Genomic DNA, 19,658 nt, shown 5'->3' with positions numbered 1-19,658 from the left:
CTCAGTCGCGTTTGTTGCCGGGTTGCGGCTGGGCGGTGGCGGGCGCGGGCCCGGAGGCGCGGGTTTTTTCCACGCCGGGCTGGTTGTGCAGGTCGGTGTCGACCAAGCCCCGCTCGATGTCGCTGGCGGCCTGCTTCATGACGCTGCGCGGCTTGGCGCCCTGCGCGTCCGGCGTTTCGTCGCGCTCGTGCGGCATGCGCTTGACGCCGTCGTTCTCCACCTTGGCCTTCGTATTGACGTGCGCGTCTTTCATGGCGTCCTCCGGTGCTGTGATTGAAAGCCATCTTAACCAGTTGTTTTTTCCACGGTCGCCACATTGAATTCTGACAACTATCTGCTGAAGTCGTTTATCATTTCTCCACTTTTTCCACGCCCTAACCGATCAGGAAGTTTGCATGAGCACTGCTGTGAATCTGGAACACGACGCCCACGCGGCGCCGGCCACTTGTCCCAACTGCGAGGCGGTGGTCAGCGGCCACTTCTGCGCGAACTGCGGCCAGGAAGCCATTCTGCACCACGCCAGCACGCGCGAATTCCTGCACGAGTTTGTCGGCCACTACGTGGCGCTGGAAGGCAAGCTGTGGGGCACGGTGATGCGCCTGCTGTTCCGCCCCGGCGCGCTGACGCTGGAATACATCCGCGGCCGCCGCGTGCGTTTCGTGCAGCCGCTGCGCCTGTATCTCACGCTGAGCCTGCTGTTTTTCGCGATCATGAAGTTCAGCGGCGGATTTGCGCTGAATGGCCAGGACAACGACAAGCCCGAGACGGCCGTGGCCACGTCGGCCGTCGACATCGCCCGCAACGCCGCCAAGGTGCAGGAGAAAACCAGCGAAAAGCTCAAGCCGCTGACGCCGGAAGAGCAGCGCGGCAAGGCCGCTGCCGAAGCGGCGATTGAGGACATGCAAAAGGATTTCAAGCTGGAGGAGTCGTCCGCCGCCACGCGCGCAGCCGAGCGCAAGGAGCGGCGCAAGGAAAAGCGCAGCGAGAAGGCCAGGCAAATAGAGAAGGACACGGTCGACGGCAAGGACGATGACGATGACGATAATCTCAACGTCAGCTTGCTGGACAAGGAAGGCGATTTCCTCAACCGCTGGCCGACGCTCAAGCACAAGTGGCAGGCGTTCGAAGACCTGCCGAGCGGCGAAAAGGGCAAGGTCTTCACCGAAGGCTTCTACCACTACGCGCCGTACGCCATCTTCTGCCTGATGCCGGTGTTCGCGCTGTTCCTCAAGGTGCTGTATCTGGGCTCGGGCAAGCGTTTCGGCGAGCACCTGCTGTTCGCGCTGCACACCAACGCCTTCGCCTTCTTCATCTACAGCGTGATCCTGCTGGTGCCATCGGCCTTCGTCTCGTTCGTGCTGTGGTGCTGGCTGCTGGGCTATCTGCCGTGGGCGATGCGGCGCGTGTACGGCGGCAGCCGCTGGGGCGTGTTCTTCCGCTGGGGGACGCTGATGACTTTCTACTCGATGGCGGTCGGCCTGGCGATCCTGCTGTCGATGCTGGGCGGGATCATGAGCGTCGGCGCCCACTGAGGTCCTTGCAGTCTGGCCGCCCGCACACTATACTGCGCAAAATACTGTTTAAATGTACAGTTGTGAGGCGGGCGGGTGATAGCAGAAGCCTGCGTTATGGGTTACTCTGCTGCGTGTCGCCGACCTCACCCTTTTGCCGAGATTTTTATGACCGCCACGCCCGCCGTTTATCAAACCATCGCACTGGTCGTGCGCCAGAACACCGACGGCATCGCCGAATCGGTGCGCAGCGTGGTCGACTTCCTGCAAAACGATGGCTACACGGCGGTGTTTGAAGAGCAGACCGCCGCCCATCTCGGCTTCGAGATGGCCAACGTGCGGGTGATGAGCGCCACCGAAATCGGCGCCCACTGCGACGCCGCCATCGTCATGGGCGGCGACGGCACCATGCTGGGCATCGCGCGCCAGCTGGCGCCGTTCGACGTGCCGCTGATCGGCATCAACCAGGGCCGCCTGGGCTTCATGACCGACATCCCGCTCGACGCCATGCTCGATGTGCTGCCCAAGATCCTGGCCGGCCGCTACAAGGCCGAGCGCCGCACGCTGCTCGAAGGGCGCGTGATGCGCAACGGCGAAATCATTCACGTCGGCCTGGCCGTCAACGATGTCGTGGTGTCGCGCGGCGGCGGCGCCGGCATGGCCGAGCTGCGCGTCGATGTCGACGGCCACTTCATGTACAACCAGCGTTCCGACGGCTTGATTATCTCGACGCCCACCGGCTCCACCGCGTATGCGCTGTCGGCCGGCGGGCCGCTGCTGCATCCCAGCCTGGGCGGCATCGTGCTGGTGCCGATCGCGCCGCACGCGCTGTCGAACCGGCCCATCGTGCTGCCCGAGTCCAGCGAGATCGTGGTGGAGATCGTGCGCGGGCGCGACATCAGCGTCAACTTCGACATGCAGACCTTCGCCAGCCTGCAGGCGCAGGACCGCATCGTCATCCAGCGCTCGCCGCATTCGATCACCTTCCTGCATCCGGAAGGCTGGAGCTACTACAACACGCTGCGCGAAAAGCTGCACTGGAATGAATATCCTTCCGGCGAAGGCAAACTCAATTAACCTCACCAGGCCTCCATGCTCCGTACTCTGTCCATCCGTGATTTCGTCATCGTCGACACCATCGAACTGGAATTCTCCGCAGGCTTCACCGTCTTCACCGGCGAGACCGGCGCCGGCAAATCGATCCTGATCGACGCGCTGACGCTGGCGCTGGGCGGCCGGGGCGACGCCAGCGTGGTGCGCGAGGGCGCGGCCAAGGCCGACATCACGGCCGATTTCGCGCTCAGCGAGCAGGCGCGCGACTGGCTGGCCGCCAACGAATTCGCGGTGGAAGAGGGCGGCGCGCTGCTGCGCCGCGTGATCGACAACGCCGGCCGCAGCAAGGCCTACATCAACGGCATCGCGGCGACGGCGGCGCAGCTGCGCGAGATCGGCGACATGCTGGTCGATATCCACGGCCAGCACGCGCACCAGTCGCTGATGAAGACCGAGGCGCAGCGCGTGCTGCTCGACAGCCAGGCCGGCGCCGGCGGCGATGTGAAGGCGGTGTCGCTGGCATACAGGGCCTGGCGCGCGCTGGCGCGGCAGCTGGAGGAATTCGAGACCAACGCCGCCAACGTGCTGTATGAACGCGAGCGTCTGGAGTGGCAGGTCAACGAGCTGGAAAAGCTGGCCGTCAAACCGGGCGAGTGGGCCGAGATCACCAATGAGCAGAGCCGCTTGTCGCACGCCGCCAGCCTGCTGGAGGGCGCGCAGGAGGCGCTGGCCGTGATCTCGGAGGCGGAGGACCATCCCATCCTGTCGCAGCTGTCGTCGCTCAATCAGAAGCTGGGCAAGCTGGCCGGCATCGACACCGGCCTGCAAGCCATCGTCGACCTGATCGAACCGGCGCGCATCCAGTTGCAGGAAGCCGTGTATGCGCTCAACGACTATCTCGACCGCGTGGACCTCGACCCGGCGCGCCTGCGCACGGTGGAGGCGCGCATGGACGCGATCCATTCGGCGGCGCGCAAGTTCCGCGTCACCGAGGAGCAGCTGCCGGAAGAGCATGCGAAGCTGGCCGAGCGCCTGTCGCAGATCGCCGACGCCAGCGACATCGAAGGCTTGCGCAAGCAGGAAGAGAAGCTCAAGGCGGCCTACATGGAACAGGCGCTGCGCCTGTCCGCCACGCGCACCGTCGCGGCCCGCCAGCTGAGCGACGCCGTCACCAAGGCGATGCAGGAATTGAACATGACGGGCGGCCGCTTCGAGGTCGCGCTGAACGCCGGCGAGCCCGGTGCGCATGGGCTGGAGCAGGTGGAGTTTCTGGTGGCCGGCCATGCAGGCGTGGCGCCGCGTTCGCTGGCCAAGGTGGCTTCGGGCGGCGAGCTGGCGCGCATCTCGCTGGCGATCTCGGTGATCACGTCGAACGCCACCACCACGCCGACGCTGATCTTCGATGAAGTGGACAGCGGCATCGGCGGCGGCGTGGCCGAAGTCGTGGGGCGCTTGCTGCGCCGTCTGGGCCAGGAGCGCCAGGTGCTGTGCGTGACGCACTTGCCGCAGGTGGCCAGCCAGGCGGGCCAGCACTTCCAGGTGGCCAAGGGCACGCTGGACAACGGCAAGACCGCCTCGCGCATCGACGTGCTCGATGCCAAGGCCCGCGTCGAAGAAGTGGCGCGCATGCTGGGCGGCCTGGAAATCACCGCCACCACGCGCAAGCACGCGCGCGAATTGCTGGCCTCCTGAATCGGAACAATCGAATGAAACGCATGCTAATCGCGGCTGGCCTGATCGCGGCCAGCCACTGGGCGCTGGCCGCCGCACAAGTGCCGCCACAAGCACCTCCGCAAGCACCTTCGCAATTGTCGCCGGTGCCCGGCGCGCCACTGGATGAAGCGGCGGCGATCCGCCACCATCACTTCAAGCGCCTCAACGAGCGCCTGGCTGTGGAGCCGGAGGTGCTGGAAGGGCGTTGCCGCTACGAGTCCGACATCGCCACGCCGCCGCCGCTGAACCGCGTGGCGCTGACTTTCGACGACGGCCCCACCGCACCGGGCACCGAGAACATCCTGGCCGTGCTGAAGAAGTACCATATCCACGCGACCTTCTTCATGATCGGCGAGAAGGCGCAGCAGTATCCCGAGCTGGTGGCCAAGGTGCGCGCGGCCGGGCACGACGTGGTCGCCAACCATTCGTGGAGCCATCCGAACTTCCACGACATCGACCTCGCCCGCCAGACCAGCGAAGTGCTGCGTACCGACAGCCTGGCCGGCCAGGACGGCCCCAAGCTGTTCCGCTACCCCTACGGCAATTCGACCTGCGAAACCAACCAGCTGGTGCGCGAGCATGGCTACAAGATCGTCGGCTGGCATATCGATTCCTGCGACTGGGCCTACGACCGCACCGGCGCCATCGACGCCCGCGAAGCGATTACCTGCGGTGTGCCGCGCCAGTTCCAGGGCGACTACGTCGGCCATGTGCTGGCCGCCGCCCGCGCGCGCCGCGGTGGCATCATCCTGATGCACGAGATTCATCCGAATACGCTGAAAAGCCTGGACGCCATCGTCGCCGGCCTGCTGGCGGGCGGCTTCGAGTTCGGCATGGTCACCGACGCCGATTTTCAACCATCGCTGCGCTAGGCTAACTATAATGGCAAGCTGTCTTATACACACTGCCATTGGCCTACATGACCTTCTTAAAAGAACCGCCTCATAAGCACGGCACGGTGGGCCGCAGCGCCATCGTGCTGGTCAACCTGGGCACGCCCGACGCGCCCACCCGCTCGGCGGTGCGCCGCTATCTGAAGGAATTCCTGTCCGATCCGCGCGTGGTCGAGATTCCGCGCGCCGTGTGGTGGTTCATCCTCAACCTGATCATCCTGCCGTTCCGCTCCGGCCAGTCGGCGAAAAAATACGCGTCGATCTGGACCCGCGAAGGCTCGCCGCTGAAGGTGCACACCGCCGCCCAGGCCCAGCAGCTGCGCGGCGCGCTCGGCGAACGCGGCCACCACAACTTCACCGTCGCCATGGCGATGCGCTACGGCTCGCCGTCGCTGCCAGAGGTGCTGAGCAAACTGAAGGCCGACGGCGTCGAACGCATCGCCGTGCTGCCCGCCTATCCGCAATATTCCGGCACCACCACCGGCTCGATCTACGACGCCGTGTTCGACCACTACGGCACGGTGCGCAACATTCCCGAGCTGCGCTTCGTGCGCAACTACCACGACCACGAAGCCTATATCCGCGCGCTGCGCCTGTCGGTGCAGGCGCACTGGGACGCCCACGGCCGTCCGGACAAGCTGGTGCTGAGCTTCCACGGCGTGCCCAAGCGCACCCTGATGCTGGGCGATCCCTACCACTGCGAATGCCTGAAAACCGCGCGCCTGCTGGCCGCCGCCCTGAAGCTGACGCCGGATCAATACATCGTCACCTTCCAGTCGCGCTTCGGCAAGGCCGAGTGGCTGCAGCCGTACACGGCGCCGACCATCGCCCAGCTGGCCCGCGCCGGCGTCAAGCGGGTGGACGTGCTGTGCCCCGGCTTCATCAGCGACTGCCTGGAAACGCTGGAGGAGATCTCGATGGAAGTCCGGCACGACTTCGAACAGGCTGGCGGCCGGGAATTCCACTACATCCCTTGCCTGAACGAATCGCCGGCCTGGATCGCCGCCATGGCGGAAATTGCCGAGCAGCACATGATCGGCTGGCCGACGCAGATGCCTGCCGCCCAGCACGAGGAAGCGAAGGCCGATGCGGAAATCGGCCGCGCAGCCGCCCTCAAACTCGGCGCCGCCGACTGAAAAGAGACAACCGCGCCACACTCACCGTAATCAGCACTTGCGGGTGACGAGTGCCAGCCTGTTAAAATAGCCGGCTGATGGGATCGGCGGCATAGCATATCCATGCCGTCGCCAAGACGATATACACCAGGATGGATGCTGCGATCAGTGGCAACTTCATGATGGATGCGCTCCCGGAAACGGTTGTCTTTAATACAGCTTAGACGCTGCGCTGCAAAATAGTAGAGCCTGCACAGATGAAGTTTTGTAACGCTTGTTACATGGGCTTGTTTGTGAGGCAGCGCACGGCGGCGCTGATTAAATGGCGAGCAGAATACCCCTTGAAAACATAGGTTATCGCCCCATTTGCAGCCGGTGCAGTAAGAAAGTAATGTCAAACAAACACGATAGTAGGAGTCTATAGATGCAAGATCAGGAAAACCAAGCCGTACCTAATCCAGAGGCGGACGCAGCGCCGGCCGCGCCATCGACTCCTGACCAGCAGCCATCCCTGGAGGAGCAGCTGTCGGCCACCGAAGCGAAACTGGCCGAGATGCACGACGCTTTCATGCGCGCCAAAGCCGACGGTGAAAACATCCGCCGCCGCGCCCAGGAAGACGTGGCCAAGGCCCACAAGTTCGCCGTTGAAAGCTTCGCCGAAGCCATGGTGCCGGTCAAGGACAGCCTGGAAATGGCCCTGAAGGTCGAAACGCCATCGATCGAATCGCTGAAAGAAGGCGTGGAAATGACGCTCAAGCAGCTGTCGTCGGCCTTCGAGAAAAACCGCCTGCTGGAAATCCTGCCGGCCCAGGGCGAGAAGCTGGACCCGAACAAGCACCAGGCTGTCGCCGTCGTGCCTGCCGACCAGGAAGCCAATACGGTTGTTTCCGTGTTGCAAAAAGGCTATATGATCGCGGACCGCCTGCTGCGTCCCGCCATCGTGACCGCGGCGCAAGCGAAATAGTGAGTCGCGGCAGTGCCGCGACGAACAATAGTAAATTTCGCCGAACTAAGCACTTGAAAACATACAGCTTTTCCACATATTAGTACCATCTGAACTTTAGCAAATAAGGAAGAAAAATCATGGGTAGAATTATCGGTATCGATCTGGGAACCACGAATTCCTGCGTTTCCATCATGGAAAACGGTCAGCCAAAGGTAATCGAAAACGCCGAAGGCGCACGCACGACGCCATCGATCATTGCTTACCAAGAAGATGGTGAAATTCTCGTCGGCTCGCCGGCAAAACGCCAGGCTGTCACCAACCCGAAGAACACGCTGTTCGCCGTCAAACGTCTGATCGGCCGCAAGTTCGACGAAAAAGAAGTGCAGAAGGACATCGGCCTGATGCCTTACTCGATCATGAAAGCCGACAACGGCGATGCATGGATCGGCGTGCGCGACAAAAAACTGGCTCCGCCGCAAATCTCGGCTGAAGTGCTGCGCAAGATGAAGAAAACGGCAGAAGACTACCTCGGTGAAGAAGTCACCGAAGCCGTCATCACCGTGCCTGCGTACTTCAACGACTCGCAGCGCCAGGCCACCAAGGATGCCGGCCGTATCGCGGGCCTGGACGTCAAGCGCATCATCAACGAACCAACCGCGGCCGCACTGGCTTTCGGCCTGGACAAGACCGACAAGGGCGACCGCAAGATCGCCGTGTATGACTTGGGCGGCGGTACCTTCGACGTGTCGATCATCGAGATCGCCGACGTCGATGGCGAAAAACAATTCGAAGTGCTGTCGACCAACGGCGACACCTTCCTGGGCGGCGAAGACTTCGACCAGCGCATCATCGATTACATCATCGACGAGTTCAAGAAGATCAACGGCCTGGACCTGAAAAAAGATCCGATCGCCCTGCAGCGCATCAAGGCTTCGGCCGAGCGCGCGAAGATCGAACTGTCGTCGTCGCAGCAGACCGAAATCAACGAGCCGTACATCGCCATGGCGAACGGCGCGCCGGTCCACCTGACCCTGAAGATGACCCGCGCCAAGCTGGAATCGCTGGTCGAGGAACTGATCAACGCGACCATGGAACCATGCCGCACCGCGATCAAGGATGCCGGCGTCAAGGTTTCGGACATCGACGACATCATCCTGGTCGGCGGTATGACCCGTATGCCTAAGGTGCAGGAAAAAGTTAAAGAGTTCTTCGGCAAAGATCCGCGCAAGGACGTGAACCCGGACGAAGCCGTCGCTGTCGGCGCCGCCATCCAGGGCTCCGTGCTGTCGGGCGAGCGCAAGGACTTGCTGCTGCTGGACGTGACGCCTCTGTCGCTGGGTATCGAAACCCTGGGCGGCGTGATGACCAAGATGATCCACAAGAACACCACGATTCCTACCAAGTTCTCGCAAGTGTTCTCGACCGCCGACGACAACCAGCCTGCCGTGACCATCAAGGTCTACCAGGGTGAGCGTGAAATCGCGGCCGGCAACAAGGGCCTGGGCGAATTCAATCTGGAAGGCATCCCGCCGGCAGCACGCGGCACGCCACAGATCGAAGTGACCTTCGACATCGACGCCAACGGCATTCTGCACGTCGGCGCGAAAGACAAGGCCACCGGCAAAGAAAACAAGATCACGATCAAGGCCAACTCCGGCCTGACCGAAGCTGAGATCCAGAAGATGGTGAAGGATGCCGAAGTCAACGCCGAAGAAGACAAGAAAGTGAAAGAGCTGGCCGAATCGCGCAACCAGGCCGACGCGCTGGTGCACTCGACCCGCAAATCGCTGACCGAATACGGCGACAAGCTGGAAGCCGGCGAGAAGGAAAAAATCGAAGCTGCGATCACCGACCTGGAAGGTTCGATCAAGGCTGGCGACAAGGCCGAGATCGACGCCAAAGTGGCATCGCTGTCGACCGCTTCGCAGAAGCTGGGCGAGAAGATGTACGCCGACATGCAGGCGCAGCAAGCCGCAGCCGGCGGCGCTGAAGGCGGCGCACAGCCAGGCGCCGAGCAGGCCAAGCCGCAGGACGACGTGGTCGACGCCGACTTCAAAGAAGTTAAAGACAGCAAGTAATCGCCGGCGTCATTCCCGCGCAGGCGGGAATCCATACCGAGCATCCGCAGTCGCTCAGCATGGGTTCCCGCTTCTGCGGGAACGACAAGCCGAGCCGAGTCGCCGCCTCTGCGGCACCGGCTCGGCTTTTTAGCATAAACAGTACATCAGTATAAATACAGCAAGGTGCCGACAATATGGCAAAGCGAGATTTCTACGAGACACTTGGTGTCGCAAAAAATGCGTCGGAAGACGAGATCAAGAAGTCTTATCGCAAACTGGCGATGAAGTACCATCCGGACCGCAATCCGGATAGCAAAGAGTCGGAAGAAAAATTCAAGGAAGTCAAAGAAGCCTACGAGATGCTGACCAATCCGGAGAAGCGCGAAGCGTATGACCGTTACGGTCACGCCGGCGTCGATCCGAACATGGGTGGCGGCGGTGGCTTCGGCGGCGGCGCCGGCGGTTTCGGCGATGCCTTCGGCGACATCTTCGGCGATATCTTCGGCGGTGGACGCGGCCGCGGCCAAGGCCCGCAGGTGTATCGCGGCGCCGACCTGCGCTACAACCTGGAGATCACGCTGGAACAGGCCGCCCACGGCTTCGATACCACGATCCGCGTACCGTCCTGGGACAAGTGCGACACCTGCCACGGTTCGGGCGCCAAGCCCGGCACCTCGCCGGTCACGTGCTCGACCTGCGCCGGCCACGGCCAGGTGCGCATGCAGCAGGGCTTCTTCAGCATCCAGCAGACCTGCCCGAAATGCCACGGCACCGGCAAGATCATCCCCGAGCCATGCGCAGCCTGCGCCGGCCAGGGCCGCATCAAGCGCAACAAGACGCTGGAAGTGAAGATCCCGGTCGGCATCGACAACGGCATGCGTATCCGCTCGTCCGGCAACGGCGAACCGGGCACCAACGGCGGACCTTCGGGCGACCTGTATGTGGAAATCCACATCAAGCCGCACTCGGTGTTCCAGCGCGAAGGCGACGACCTGCACTGCGAAATGCCGATCTCCTTCGCCAAGGCGGCGCTGGGCGGCGATATCGAGGTGCCGACGTTGTCTGGTAAAGTATCGTTCACGATCCCTGAAGGCACCCAGTCGGGCAAGACCTTCCGCCTCAAGGGCAAGGGCATCAAGGGCGTGCGTTCCGGCTTCGCGGGCGATCTGTTCTGCCACGTGGCGGTCGAGACTCCGGTCAAGCTGACCGAGAAGCAGAAGGACATGCTGCGCGATTTCGAAAAGCTCACCACCGAGGGCGGCGCCAAGCACAGCCCGCAAAGCAAGACCTGGCGCGACAAGGTGAAAGACTTTTTTGAGTAGAGGTTTAAGTAACTGCGACGTCATGCAGTCTTGGTAATATCGGACCGCCGCGCCACCCTTTCCGGGCGGACCGGCGGTCTTCTTATGTACGAGAGGAGCATCATGAGTGATCTGGACAACAGCAATTCCCCGTTGCGCGACCTGCTGGCAAACAACCGCCGCTGGGCCGAATCCGAAGTCGAGCGCGATCCCGACTTCTTCAACCGCCTGGCGCAGCAAGCGTCGCCGGAATACCTGTGGATAGGCTGCTCCGACAGCCGCGTGCCGGCGAACGAGCTGCTGGGCCTGGCCCCGGGCGACGTTTTCGTTCACCGCAACATCGCCAACGTGGTGGTGCACTCGGACTTGAACGCGCTGTCGGTGTTGCAGTTCGCGATCGATGTGCTGAAGGTCAAGCACGTCATCATCGTCGGCCACTACGGCTGCAAGGGCGTGCACGCTGCCATGACCGGCACCCGCGTCGGCCTGGCCGACAACTGGCTGCGCCACGTGCAGGACGTGCACCAGAAGCATGAGCGCTACCTCGGCGATGTGTTGACCAGCAAGCTGCGCGCGGAACGCATGTGCGAGCTGAACGTGGTCGAGCAGGTGTCCAACGTCTGCCAGACCACCATCGTGCAGGACGCATGGGACCGCGGCCAGAACGTCACGGTGCACGGCTGGGTCTACGGCCTGAAGGACGGCAAGCTGCACGATCTGGAAATGACCGTCACCGCCGCCCACGAACTGGCGCCACGCGTGGCCAAGCGTCTGAGCGAGTACGAAGCGGATCAGGGCTGATAAGGCGGGGCTGATAAAGATTCTGTATATCGATATCAGGTAAGCTTCGTTTTCTAAATAAGGGAAGCGGCATAGACTGGGCACATACTCATTCACTGGGCGTGTGCCATGTCTGCCGTTCTCCAACCCGCTTTTGACATCGAACTGTTCGACGCGCCGCTCGGCGCCGAGATCCTGGGACTGGACCTGAACCATCCCTTGTCTCCACGGGCGTTCGACCGCATCCACAAGGCGCACCTGGAGCACCACCTGCTGGTGTTCCGCGACCAGCGCATCACACCACGGCAGCAGGTCGATTTCAGCCGCCGTTTCGGCCGGTTGCAAATCCATGTGCTGCGCAATTTCCAGCTGCCTTCGAATCCGGAGGTGCTGGTCATCTCCAACATCATCGAAGACGGCAAGCCGATCGGCCTTGGCGACGCCGGCCACTTCTGGCATTCCGATTTGTCGTACAAAGAGACGCCCAGCCTGGGCTCGATGCTGCACGCGCAGGAGCTGCCGGCCGAAGGCGGCGATACGCTGTTCGCCAATATGCACCTGGCCTGGGACACCTTGCCTGCGGCCTTGCGCTTCGCGGTGCAGGGTGCGCGCGCGGAGCACAGCTATCTGGCGCAGTACGAGGAGCTGCGCCGCCGCAATCCCTACCGTCCGCCGCTGACGCCGGAGCAGATCGCCGAGGTGCGCCCGGTCATGCATCCGGTGGTGCGCACACACCCGGAGACGGGCCGCAAGGCGCTGTTCGTCAGCGAGCATTTCACCACGCGCATCGTCGGCATCCCGCCGGACGAAAGCCGCGCACTGCTGGCCGAGCTGTTTGCGCACAGCGTGCTGCCCGAGCATGTGTACCGCCATCGCTGGGCGCCGCACGACCTGGTGTTCTGGGATAACCGCTCGCTGATGCACCTGGCCGGCGGCACGCCGGACCATCTGCGTCGCAAGCTGTATCGCACCACTATTGAAGGCGACACGCCTTTCTAATTTCAAGGAAACCCATGTCCAGATTGACTTCCCGCGTGATCGCCGCCGCCCTCGCGCTCAGCTTCGCCACCGCCGCGCAGGCCGAAGGTCGCATCCGCATCGCCGAGCAGTTCGGCGTGGTCTACCTGCTGCTGAACATCGCGCAGGACCAGCAGCTGATCGAAAAGCAGGGCCGCAAGAACGGCGTGGACGTGAAGGTCGAGTGGACGCAGCTGTCGGGCGGCTCGGCCGTCAACGATGCGCTGCTGTCCGGCGCCATCGATATCGCCGGCGCCGGCGTCGGTCCGCTACTGACGATCTGGGACCGCACCTCGGGCAGGCAGAACGTGAAAGGCGTGGCGTCGCTGGGCAGCTTCCCTTACTACCTGGTCAGCAATAACCCGAAGGTGAAGTCCATCGCCGACCTGACCGAGAAGGACCGCATCGCGCTGCCGGCGGTGACGGTGTCGGTGCAGTCGCGCATTTTGCAGTATGCGGCGGCCAAGCAGTGGGGCGAGAAGGACTTTGCGCGGCTCGATAAATTCACCCAGACCTTGCCGCACCCGGATGCAACGGCGGCCGTCATTGCTGGCGGTACGGAGATCAACGGCCACTTCGGCAACCCGCCGTTCCAGGAGCAGGAGCTGGCCGGCAATCCGAACGCGCACATCATTTTGAATTCCTACGACGTGCTGGGCGGCCCGAGTTCGGCCACCGTGCTGTATGCGACCGAGAAGTTCCGCAACGAGAATCCCAAGACTTATCGCGCCTTCACCGCCGCGCTGGCGGAGGCGGCCAAATACGCCAGCAGCAATCCCGAGGGCGCGGCCGATGCGTACATCCGCGTCAGCAAGAGCAAGGTGGATCGCAACCTGCTGCTGAAGATTATCAAGAACCCGCAGGTGCAGTTCAGCGTGGAGCCGCAGAATACTTACGGCCTGTCGCAGTTCCTGTACCGCGTCGGCGCGATCAAGAAGCAGCCGGCCAGCTGGCGCGACTACTTCTTCGACGACCCGGTCATCACCCAGGGCGGATGAGATCATGACACTGCAAGTCGTGCGGCCCGTTGGTGCGGTTGCGCCTTTGTTGAAGGCCAGCGGTGTGAGCCTCGAATACGGCGGCACGCGGGCGACGCATGACGTCAGCTTCGACGTGTATCGGGGGGACCGTTTTGTGCTGCTGGGGCCTTCCGGCTGCGGCAAGTCTTCGTTGCTGAAGGCGGCGGCGGGGTTTCTGGCGCCCAGCGCCGGCAGCATCAGCATCGATGGCGTGGCCGTGACGGGGCCGGGGCCGGACCGCATCGTGGTGTTCCAGGAGTTCGACCAGCTGCCGCCGTGGAAGACGGTGAAGGAGAACGTGATGTTCCCGCTGCTGATGACCAAGCGCTTGCGCCGTCATCAGGCGGAGGAGCGGGCGATGCACTGGATCGCCAAGGTGGGCCTGGGTGGCTTTGAGAACGCTCATCCGCATACCCTGTCCGGCGGAATGAAGCAGCGCGTGGCGATTGCGCGCGCGCTCGCCATGCAGCCGGAAGTGCTGCTGATGGACGAACCCTTTGCCGCGCTGGATGCGCTCACGCGGCGCAATATGCAGGAGGAGCTGGGACGCTTGTGGGAAGAGCTGCGCTTCACGCTGCTGTTCGTCACGCACTCGATCGAGGAGGCGCTGGTGGTGGGGAACCGCATCTTGTTGTTGTCGCCGCATCCGGGGCAGGTGAGGGCGGAGTTGAACAGCCACCAGTTCGACCTGCACAGCGCTGGCAGCGCCGAGTTCCAGGCCGCCGCACAACGCATCCACAGCCTGCTGTTCGACGCGCCTGTCATCGCGACGCCGCTCGACCGGAGCGTCGCGCTATGAGCTTGTCCTTCGATCCACCGATCCGCCAGGAATACGAATACATCCCCGCCGACCATGCGCCGCGCACAGTGGCCGTCGCCGCACCGCCGCTGCAGCGCGCATGGCAGCAGACATGGCTGCGCAAGTTCTTCATCCTGCTCCTGCTGGCCGCCGTGTGGCAAGCCGCCGCCATCTGGACCGACAACGACCTGCTGCTGCCGACCTTCCTGCAAACCGCACAAGCCTTCATCGCCGGCATCGCCAGCGGCGAACTGCTCGACCGCGTGCGCGCCTCGCTGGCCGTCCTGCTGCAAGGCTACGCGGTAGGTGTGCTGGCCGCTTTCGTCCTGACCGCGCTGGCCGCGTCCACCCGCATCGGCCGCGACCTGCTGGAAACGCTCACCTCCATGTTCAACCCTCTGCCAGCCATCGCGCTGCTACCCCTGGCGCTGCTGTGGTTCGGCCTGGGCCGCGCCAGCCTGATCTTCGTCATCGTGCACGCCGTACTGTGGCCGCTGGCGCTGGGCGCCTACGCCGGCTTCCAGAGCGTGCCCGACACCCTGCGCATGGCCGGCCGCAACTACGGCCTGCGCGGCTTGCGCCTGGTGCTGCACATCCTGGTGCCGGCCGCGCTGCCATCCATCCTCGCCGGGCTGAAGATAGGCTGGGCCTTCGCCTGGCGCACGCTGATCGCCGCCGAGCTGGTATTCGGCACCACGGCCGGCCAGGGCGGCCTGGGCTGGTACATTTTCCAGAACCGCAACGAGCTCTATACCGACAAGGTATTCGCCGGCCTGGCCGCCGTCATCCTGATAGGCCTGCTGGTGGAGAACGTGGTTTTCCGTCCACTGGAAAGCCTGACGATACGCCGCTGGGGCATGCAGAGATAAGGGATAGTCTGGCAGACAGACGAGCTTGTGCCGTAGAATGGTTTGATTCTTGCTTGTAGAAGAGTCATGAAACATTTACGCATAGTGGTCGTCAACACCATCATCCATGCCGGCGACGAAGATGACGCCTCCCTGCTCGCGCAGGCCGAACGCGCGCGCGCGTTGCGCATAGGCCTGCTGGAAGCGGGCTACGACATCATCGCCTCACTGCCGCCGGACATGTACCTGCCCGAGCGCATCGCCCAGCTTCAGCCCGACATGATTATCGTCGACGCCGAGTCCGACGCACGCGACGTGCTGGAGCACATCGTCATCGCCACCCGCGACGAGCGCCGCCCCATCGTCATGTTCACCGAAAGCGACGACACCGAGAGCATGGAGGCCGCCATGGCGGCCGGAGTGTCGGCTTACATCGTGGCCGGCCTGCAGAGCGACCGCATCAAGCCGGTGCTGCAAGTGGCGCTGGCACGCTTCAAACGCGAGCAGAAGCTGCTCGATGAACTGTCCGACACCAAGAGCAAGCTGGCCGAGCGCAAGATCATCGAGCGCGCCAAAGGCCTGTTAATGGAGCGCCAACGTTTCAGCGAAGAGCAGGCCTATCAAAAGCTGCGCAGCATGGCCATGAGCAAAAACCTCAAGCTGTCCGAGGTGGCTCAGCGCATCATCGATGTAGAAGACCTGCTCGGCTAAATCCCGTCCAAAATGATGCACTGCGCAATCGCGGTGCGTTTTCTGCGCCATCACGCGGCGCTGCCGCTCTCCGGTTTCCCTCCTTTTCCCCCTGAAGACTTGCTGGCATGGTCATTGCATAGCCTGTAGGCAAGTGCAACGATGCGCTTGCTGTACCTCGCCAACGGCGGTGAGGTCCACCAGACAACGACGTCTACACACGCGAATCCGTTCGCGCTGGGTAGACTTTTTTTTTGGAGATTTGCGATGGAATACGAAGAACAACAAGCCGGCGTCGATACCAAGCGCCGGCAAATCATTCAAAGCGCAGGTCTTGTGGCGGGAGGAAGCATGCTGGGTTTGTCGACGGGTGGAGTGTGGGCGGCGGGTTCGGACAAGCCGGAGAAGGAAGAAGTCAAGATCGGCTTCATTCCGCTGACCGATTGCGCGTCGGTGGTGATGGCGTCGGTGCTGGGCTTCGATAAAAAATACGGCGTCAAATTCGTGCTGAGCAAAGAGGCCTCCTGGGCCGGCGTGCGCGACAAGCTGGCCAATGGCGATCTCGATGCAGCCCATGTGCTATATGGCCTGCTTTACGGCGTGCAGATGGGCATAGGCGGCCAGAAAAAGGACATGGCGGTGCTCATGGGCCTCAACAACAACGGCCAGGCCATCACGCTGTCGAAGAAGCTGTCCGACAAGGGCGCCGTCGACGGCCCGTCGCTGGCAAAGCTGATGCAGACCGACAAACGCGAATACACCTTCGCCCAGACCTTCCCGACCGGCACCCACGCGATGTGGCTCTACTACTGGCTGGCCGCGAACGGCATCAATCCGATGAAGGACGCCAAGGTTATCACCGTGCCGCCGCCGCAGATGGTGGCCAATATGCGGGTCGGGAATATGGACGGCTTCTGCGTGGGCGAACCGTGGGGCCACCGCGCCATCATGGACGGCGTGGGCATCACCGCCACCACCACCCAGGACATCTGGAAGGACCATCCGGAGAAGGTGCTCGGCTCGACGCTGGAATTCGCCAAGAAGTATCCGAACACCTGCCGCGCGATGATGGCCGCCATCCTCGATGCCGGCAAATGGATCGACTCCTCGCTGGCCAACAAGAACAAGATGGCCGAGGTCATCGCCGACAAATCCTACGTCAACACCAGCAAGGATGCGATCGATCAGCGCATCATGGGCCGCTACCAGAATGGCCTGGGCAAGACCTGGGACGACCAGAACTACATGAAGTTCTACAACGACGGCGCGGTCAACTTCCCTTACCTGTCGGACGGCATGTGGTTCATGACGCAGCACCGCCGCTGGGGCCTGCTGAAGGAAGACCCGGATTACCTGGCCGTCGCCACCTCGGTCAACCAGATCGATTTGTACAAGGATGCGGCGGCGATGACCAAGACGCCGGTGCCGAAAAGCCCGCTGCGCACCTCGAAGATGATGGATGGTTCCGTATGGGACGGCAAGAACCCGAAAGCGTTCGCCGCCTCGTTCAAGATCAAAGCCTGATAAAGGAATGCCATGAACGCCATGCTCAAACCCGATAGCGCCGAACCGGTAGCAGCAGCGCCGATCCGCCGTCCACGCCGCCCGCTTGCCGCCAACTCCACGGCGCGCGCGCGGCAGCAGGTATCCGCCACCGTGATGAAGATCGTCGCGCCCTTGCTGGGGGCTGCGCTGCTGGTGCTGGTCTGGCAGATCATCACCATCAAGAACAGCGCCTTCCCCACGCCGCTGGCGACTTTGCAGGAAGCGGTCAAGCTGTTCTCCGATCCGTTCTACAGCAAAAGCCCGAACGACCAGGGCATAGGCTGGAACATCCTGGCGTCGCTGCAGCGCGTGGCGGTGGGCTTCGGGCTGGCGGCGTTGGTGGGCATCCCGCTGGGCTTCCTGATCGGCCGCGTGCAGTTCGTCGGCAGCATGTTCGGGCCGATTATCAGCCTGCTCAAGCCCGTGTCGCCGCTGGCCTGGCTGCCTATCGGACTGCTGGTGTTCAAGTCCGCCAACCCTGCTGCGATATGGTCGATCTTCATCTGCTCGATCTGGCCGATGATTATCAACACCGCCGTCGGCGTGCAGCGCGTGCCGCAGGATTACATGAACGTGGCCAAGGTGCTGAACCTGTCGGAGTGGAAGGTGCTGACCAAGATCCTGCTGCCGTCGGCGCTGCCCTACATCCTGACCGGCGTGCGGCTGTCGATCGGCACCGCGTGGCTGGTGATCGTCGCGGCGGAGATGCTGACCGGCGGCGTGGGCATCGGCTTCTGGGTGTGGGACGAGTGGAACAACCTCAATGTCCCGCACATCATCATCGCCATCGTCGCCATCGGCGTGGTCGGGCTGCTGCTGGAACAGGCGCTGATGGCGCTGGCCCGCGCCTTCACCTACGAACAAGTATCCAACTAAAGGACTGCGATCATGGACGAGCCAAAATTCATCGACATCGAAGGCGTGGAGATGGTGTTCCATACCCGGAAGGGCGTGTTCCACGCGCTGCGCGAGATCGACCTGACGGTGCGCAAGGGCGAATTCATCACGCTGATCGGCCACTCGGGCTGCGGCAAGTCGACGTTGCTGAACCTGATCGCCGGTTTGCTCAAGCCGACGGACGGCGTGCTGTTATGCGCCAACCGGGAAATCGCCGGGCCGTCGCCGGAGCGCTCGGTGGTGTTCCAGAACCACTCGCTGCTGCCGTGGCTGACCTGCTATGAAAACATCTTCCTCGGCGTGGAGCGCGTGTTCGGCAAGACTGAATCGCGCAGCCAGCTGCGGGAGCGCACCATGCAGGCCCTGGCGCTGGTTGGCCTGACGGCGGCGGAGGCCAAGCGTCCGCATGAAATCTCGGGTGGCATGAAGCAGCGCGTCGGCATCGCCCGCGCCTTGGCGATGGAGCCGAAAGTGCTGTTGATGGACGAACCCTTTGGCGCACTGGACGCGCTGACCCGCGCGCATTTGCAGGACGAGCTGCTGAAGATCGTCGCCGCCACCAGTTCGACGGTGGTGATGGTCACGCATGATGTGGACGAAGCGGTGCTGCTGTCGGACCGCATCGTCATGATGACCAACGGCCCGGCCGCCACCATCGGCGAGATCGTCGACGTGCAGCTGGAGCGTCCACGCGACCGCGTGGCGCTGGCGCAGGATGCGCGCTACATGGCGTACCGCACGGCGGTGCTGGAGTTCCTGTACCGCAAACAGGCGCATCCCGCGAAGGAAGCCGCCTGATGGACATGACCACGCCACCCATGGCGCCGGAGGGCGCCGCCAGGAAGCCGCTGACCGGTGAAGTGTTCGGCGCGTTGATTAATCTGTCGGGCCGTCGCCGCTTCACGTCGCAGCGCATCGTTTTATATGCGCTGCTGGCGTCGCAAGGGCATGCGGATGGCGCGGCCACCGCGCAGGAGGCGCTGGCGCTGTTCCGCGGCGCGCACAAGTCCTTGTTGGCCGAGGCGGATGGCTTGCCGGGCGTGTTCTGCCCCGAACTGCACGACGCCTACTTCGGCAAGCCGGATGGCGACCGGCTGATCGTCGCCTTTGCCGATCTGGGCGAGCGCACGCTGAAGGCGATCGCGCAAGGCTCGTCGCAGGCCGCAGAGCTGCTGGCGGAGCTGGTGCGCATCACCACGCCGACGCTGGCGATCCTCAACACCATCACCGGCATCTACGAAGAGCAGGCGAAGAAGAACGCGCGCCTGGTGCGCAAGCAGCTGCGTGGCGTGATTACGGATATCGATACGATCAACCGCCAGGCGCGTATGGTGGCTTTCAACGCGCGCATCGTCGCGGCGCGGGCGGGAAACGCGGGCAAGGAGTTTTCGGTGGTGGCGGGCGTACTGTCCAACATCACCGGCGAGATAGACGAAATGGTCAGCGCGGCGCTGGCCGCCGCAGGATAAGG

At 63.1% G+C, this 19,658-nt stretch carries 19 protein-coding genes; 18 read left to right on the top strand and 1 reads right to left on the bottom strand.

The window, feature by feature from the left end:
- Window position 1 precedes the first annotated feature (1 nt).
- Window positions 2-253: a hypothetical protein gene (locus tag GEV02_RS27615; RefSeq protein ID WP_152841089.1), complete on the bottom strand. Its 252-nt coding sequence runs from the start codon at window positions 251-253 to the stop codon at window positions 2-4.
- 142 nt (window positions 254-395) lie between these two features.
- Between GEV02_RS27615 and GEV02_RS27610 the strand changes: the two genes are divergently transcribed.
- The 18 genes from GEV02_RS27610 to GEV02_RS27525 all read left to right on the top strand — a co-directional run bounded on the left by GEV02_RS27610 (window position 396) and on the right by GEV02_RS27525 (window position 19,656).
- Window positions 396-1,532: a DUF3667 domain-containing protein gene (locus GEV02_RS27610; protein ID WP_152841088.1), complete on the top strand. Its 1,137-nt coding sequence runs from the start codon at window positions 396-398 to the stop codon at window positions 1,530-1,532.
- A gap of 147 nt (window positions 1,533-1,679) precedes the next feature.
- Entirely contained in the window at window positions 1,680-2,588 is a 909-nt protein-coding gene (locus tag GEV02_RS27605) for an NAD kinase (RefSeq protein WP_152841087.1), read from the top strand.
- Between the two features lie 15 nt (window positions 2,589-2,603).
- Window positions 2,604-4,256 carry a DNA repair protein RecN gene (recN, locus tag GEV02_RS27600; RefSeq protein WP_152841086.1) on the top strand — a complete coding sequence of 551 codons (1,653 nt, stop codon included), beginning with the start codon at window positions 2,604-2,606 and terminating at the stop codon, window positions 4,254-4,256.
- A gap of 14 nt (window positions 4,257-4,270) precedes the next feature.
- On the top strand, window positions 4,271-5,149 hold the full coding sequence (locus GEV02_RS27595) for a polysaccharide deacetylase family protein (protein ID WP_152841085.1): 879 nt from the start codon (window positions 4,271-4,273) through the stop codon (window positions 5,147-5,149).
- 47 nt (window positions 5,150-5,196) lie between these two features.
- The gene (hemH, locus tag GEV02_RS27590) at window positions 5,197-6,306 is read left to right on the top strand and encodes a ferrochelatase (RefSeq protein ID WP_152841084.1); all 1,110 of its coding nucleotides are present in this window, start codon (window positions 5,197-5,199) and stop codon (window positions 6,304-6,306) included.
- A gap of 403 nt (window positions 6,307-6,709) precedes the next feature.
- Window positions 6,710-7,249, top strand: a complete 540-nt coding sequence (grpE, locus tag GEV02_RS27585) for a nucleotide exchange factor GrpE (protein ID WP_152808699.1) — start codon at window positions 6,710-6,712, stop codon at window positions 7,247-7,249.
- A gap of 119 nt (window positions 7,250-7,368) precedes the next feature.
- On the top strand, window positions 7,369-9,309 hold the full coding sequence (gene dnaK, locus GEV02_RS27580) for a molecular chaperone DnaK (protein WP_008452645.1): 1,941 nt from the start codon (window positions 7,369-7,371) through the stop codon (window positions 9,307-9,309).
- Window positions 9,310-9,485: 176 nt separating this feature from the next.
- Window positions 9,486-10,613, top strand: coding sequence for a molecular chaperone DnaJ (gene dnaJ / locus GEV02_RS27575; RefSeq protein WP_008452642.1), 1,128 nt, complete (start codon window positions 9,486-9,488; stop codon window positions 10,611-10,613).
- A gap of 102 nt (window positions 10,614-10,715) precedes the next feature.
- The gene (gene can, locus GEV02_RS27570; protein WP_152808701.1) at window positions 10,716-11,393 is read left to right on the top strand and encodes a carbonate dehydratase; all 678 of its coding nucleotides are present in this window, start codon (window positions 10,716-10,718) and stop codon (window positions 11,391-11,393) included.
- Between the two features lie 108 nt (window positions 11,394-11,501).
- Window positions 11,502-12,371 (top strand): TauD/TfdA dioxygenase family protein, encoded by an 870-nt coding sequence (locus tag GEV02_RS27565; RefSeq protein ID WP_152841083.1) that lies wholly within the window; start codon window positions 11,502-11,504, stop codon window positions 12,369-12,371.
- Between the two features lie 14 nt (window positions 12,372-12,385).
- Window positions 12,386-13,387 carry an ABC transporter substrate-binding protein gene (locus tag GEV02_RS27560; protein ID WP_008452636.1) on the top strand — a complete coding sequence of 334 codons (1,002 nt, stop codon included), beginning with the start codon at window positions 12,386-12,388 and terminating at the stop codon, window positions 13,385-13,387.
- A 4-nt stretch (window positions 13,388-13,391) separates the two neighbouring features.
- Window positions 13,392-14,207 carry an ABC transporter ATP-binding protein gene (locus GEV02_RS27555; protein ID WP_152841082.1) on the top strand — a complete coding sequence of 272 codons (816 nt, stop codon included), beginning with the start codon at window positions 13,392-13,394 and terminating at the stop codon, window positions 14,205-14,207.
- Window positions 14,204-15,076 (top strand): ABC transporter permease, encoded by an 873-nt coding sequence (locus GEV02_RS27550; protein ID WP_152841081.1) that lies wholly within the window; start codon window positions 14,204-14,206, stop codon window positions 15,074-15,076. The genes GEV02_RS27555 and GEV02_RS27550 overlap by 4 nt, the downstream gene beginning before the upstream one ends.
- 66 nt (window positions 15,077-15,142) lie before the next feature.
- Window positions 15,143-15,766 carry an ANTAR domain-containing response regulator gene (locus GEV02_RS27545; protein ID WP_008452630.1) on the top strand — a complete coding sequence of 208 codons (624 nt, stop codon included), beginning with the start codon at window positions 15,143-15,145 and terminating at the stop codon, window positions 15,764-15,766.
- 246 nt (window positions 15,767-16,012) lie between these two features.
- A complete protein-coding gene (locus GEV02_RS27540) occupies window positions 16,013-17,269 on the top strand; it encodes a CmpA/NrtA family ABC transporter substrate-binding protein (protein WP_152841080.1) in 1,257 nt (418 codons plus the stop codon).
- A 12-nt stretch (window positions 17,270-17,281) separates the two neighbouring features.
- Window positions 17,282-18,166, top strand: coding sequence for a nitrate ABC transporter permease (ntrB, locus tag GEV02_RS27535; protein WP_152841079.1), 885 nt, complete (start codon window positions 17,282-17,284; stop codon window positions 18,164-18,166).
- 12 nt (window positions 18,167-18,178) lie between these two features.
- Window positions 18,179-18,985, top strand: a complete 807-nt coding sequence (locus GEV02_RS27530) for an ABC transporter ATP-binding protein (RefSeq protein WP_152841078.1) — start codon at window positions 18,179-18,181, stop codon at window positions 18,983-18,985.
- Window positions 18,985-19,656, top strand: coding sequence for a methyl-accepting chemotaxis protein (locus GEV02_RS27525; RefSeq protein WP_152841077.1), 672 nt, complete (start codon window positions 18,985-18,987; stop codon window positions 19,654-19,656). Before GEV02_RS27530 ends, GEV02_RS27525 begins: the two co-directional genes overlap by 1 nt.
- Window positions 19,657-19,658 lie beyond the last annotated feature (2 nt).

The organism is Rugamonas aquatica (genome assembly GCF_009380215.1).
In the GTDB taxonomy this organism is placed as follows: domain Bacteria; phylum Pseudomonadota; class Gammaproteobacteria; order Burkholderiales; family Burkholderiaceae_D; genus Rugamonas; species Rugamonas aquatica_B.
This window is presented reverse-complemented; position numbering and strand designations above follow the sequence as displayed.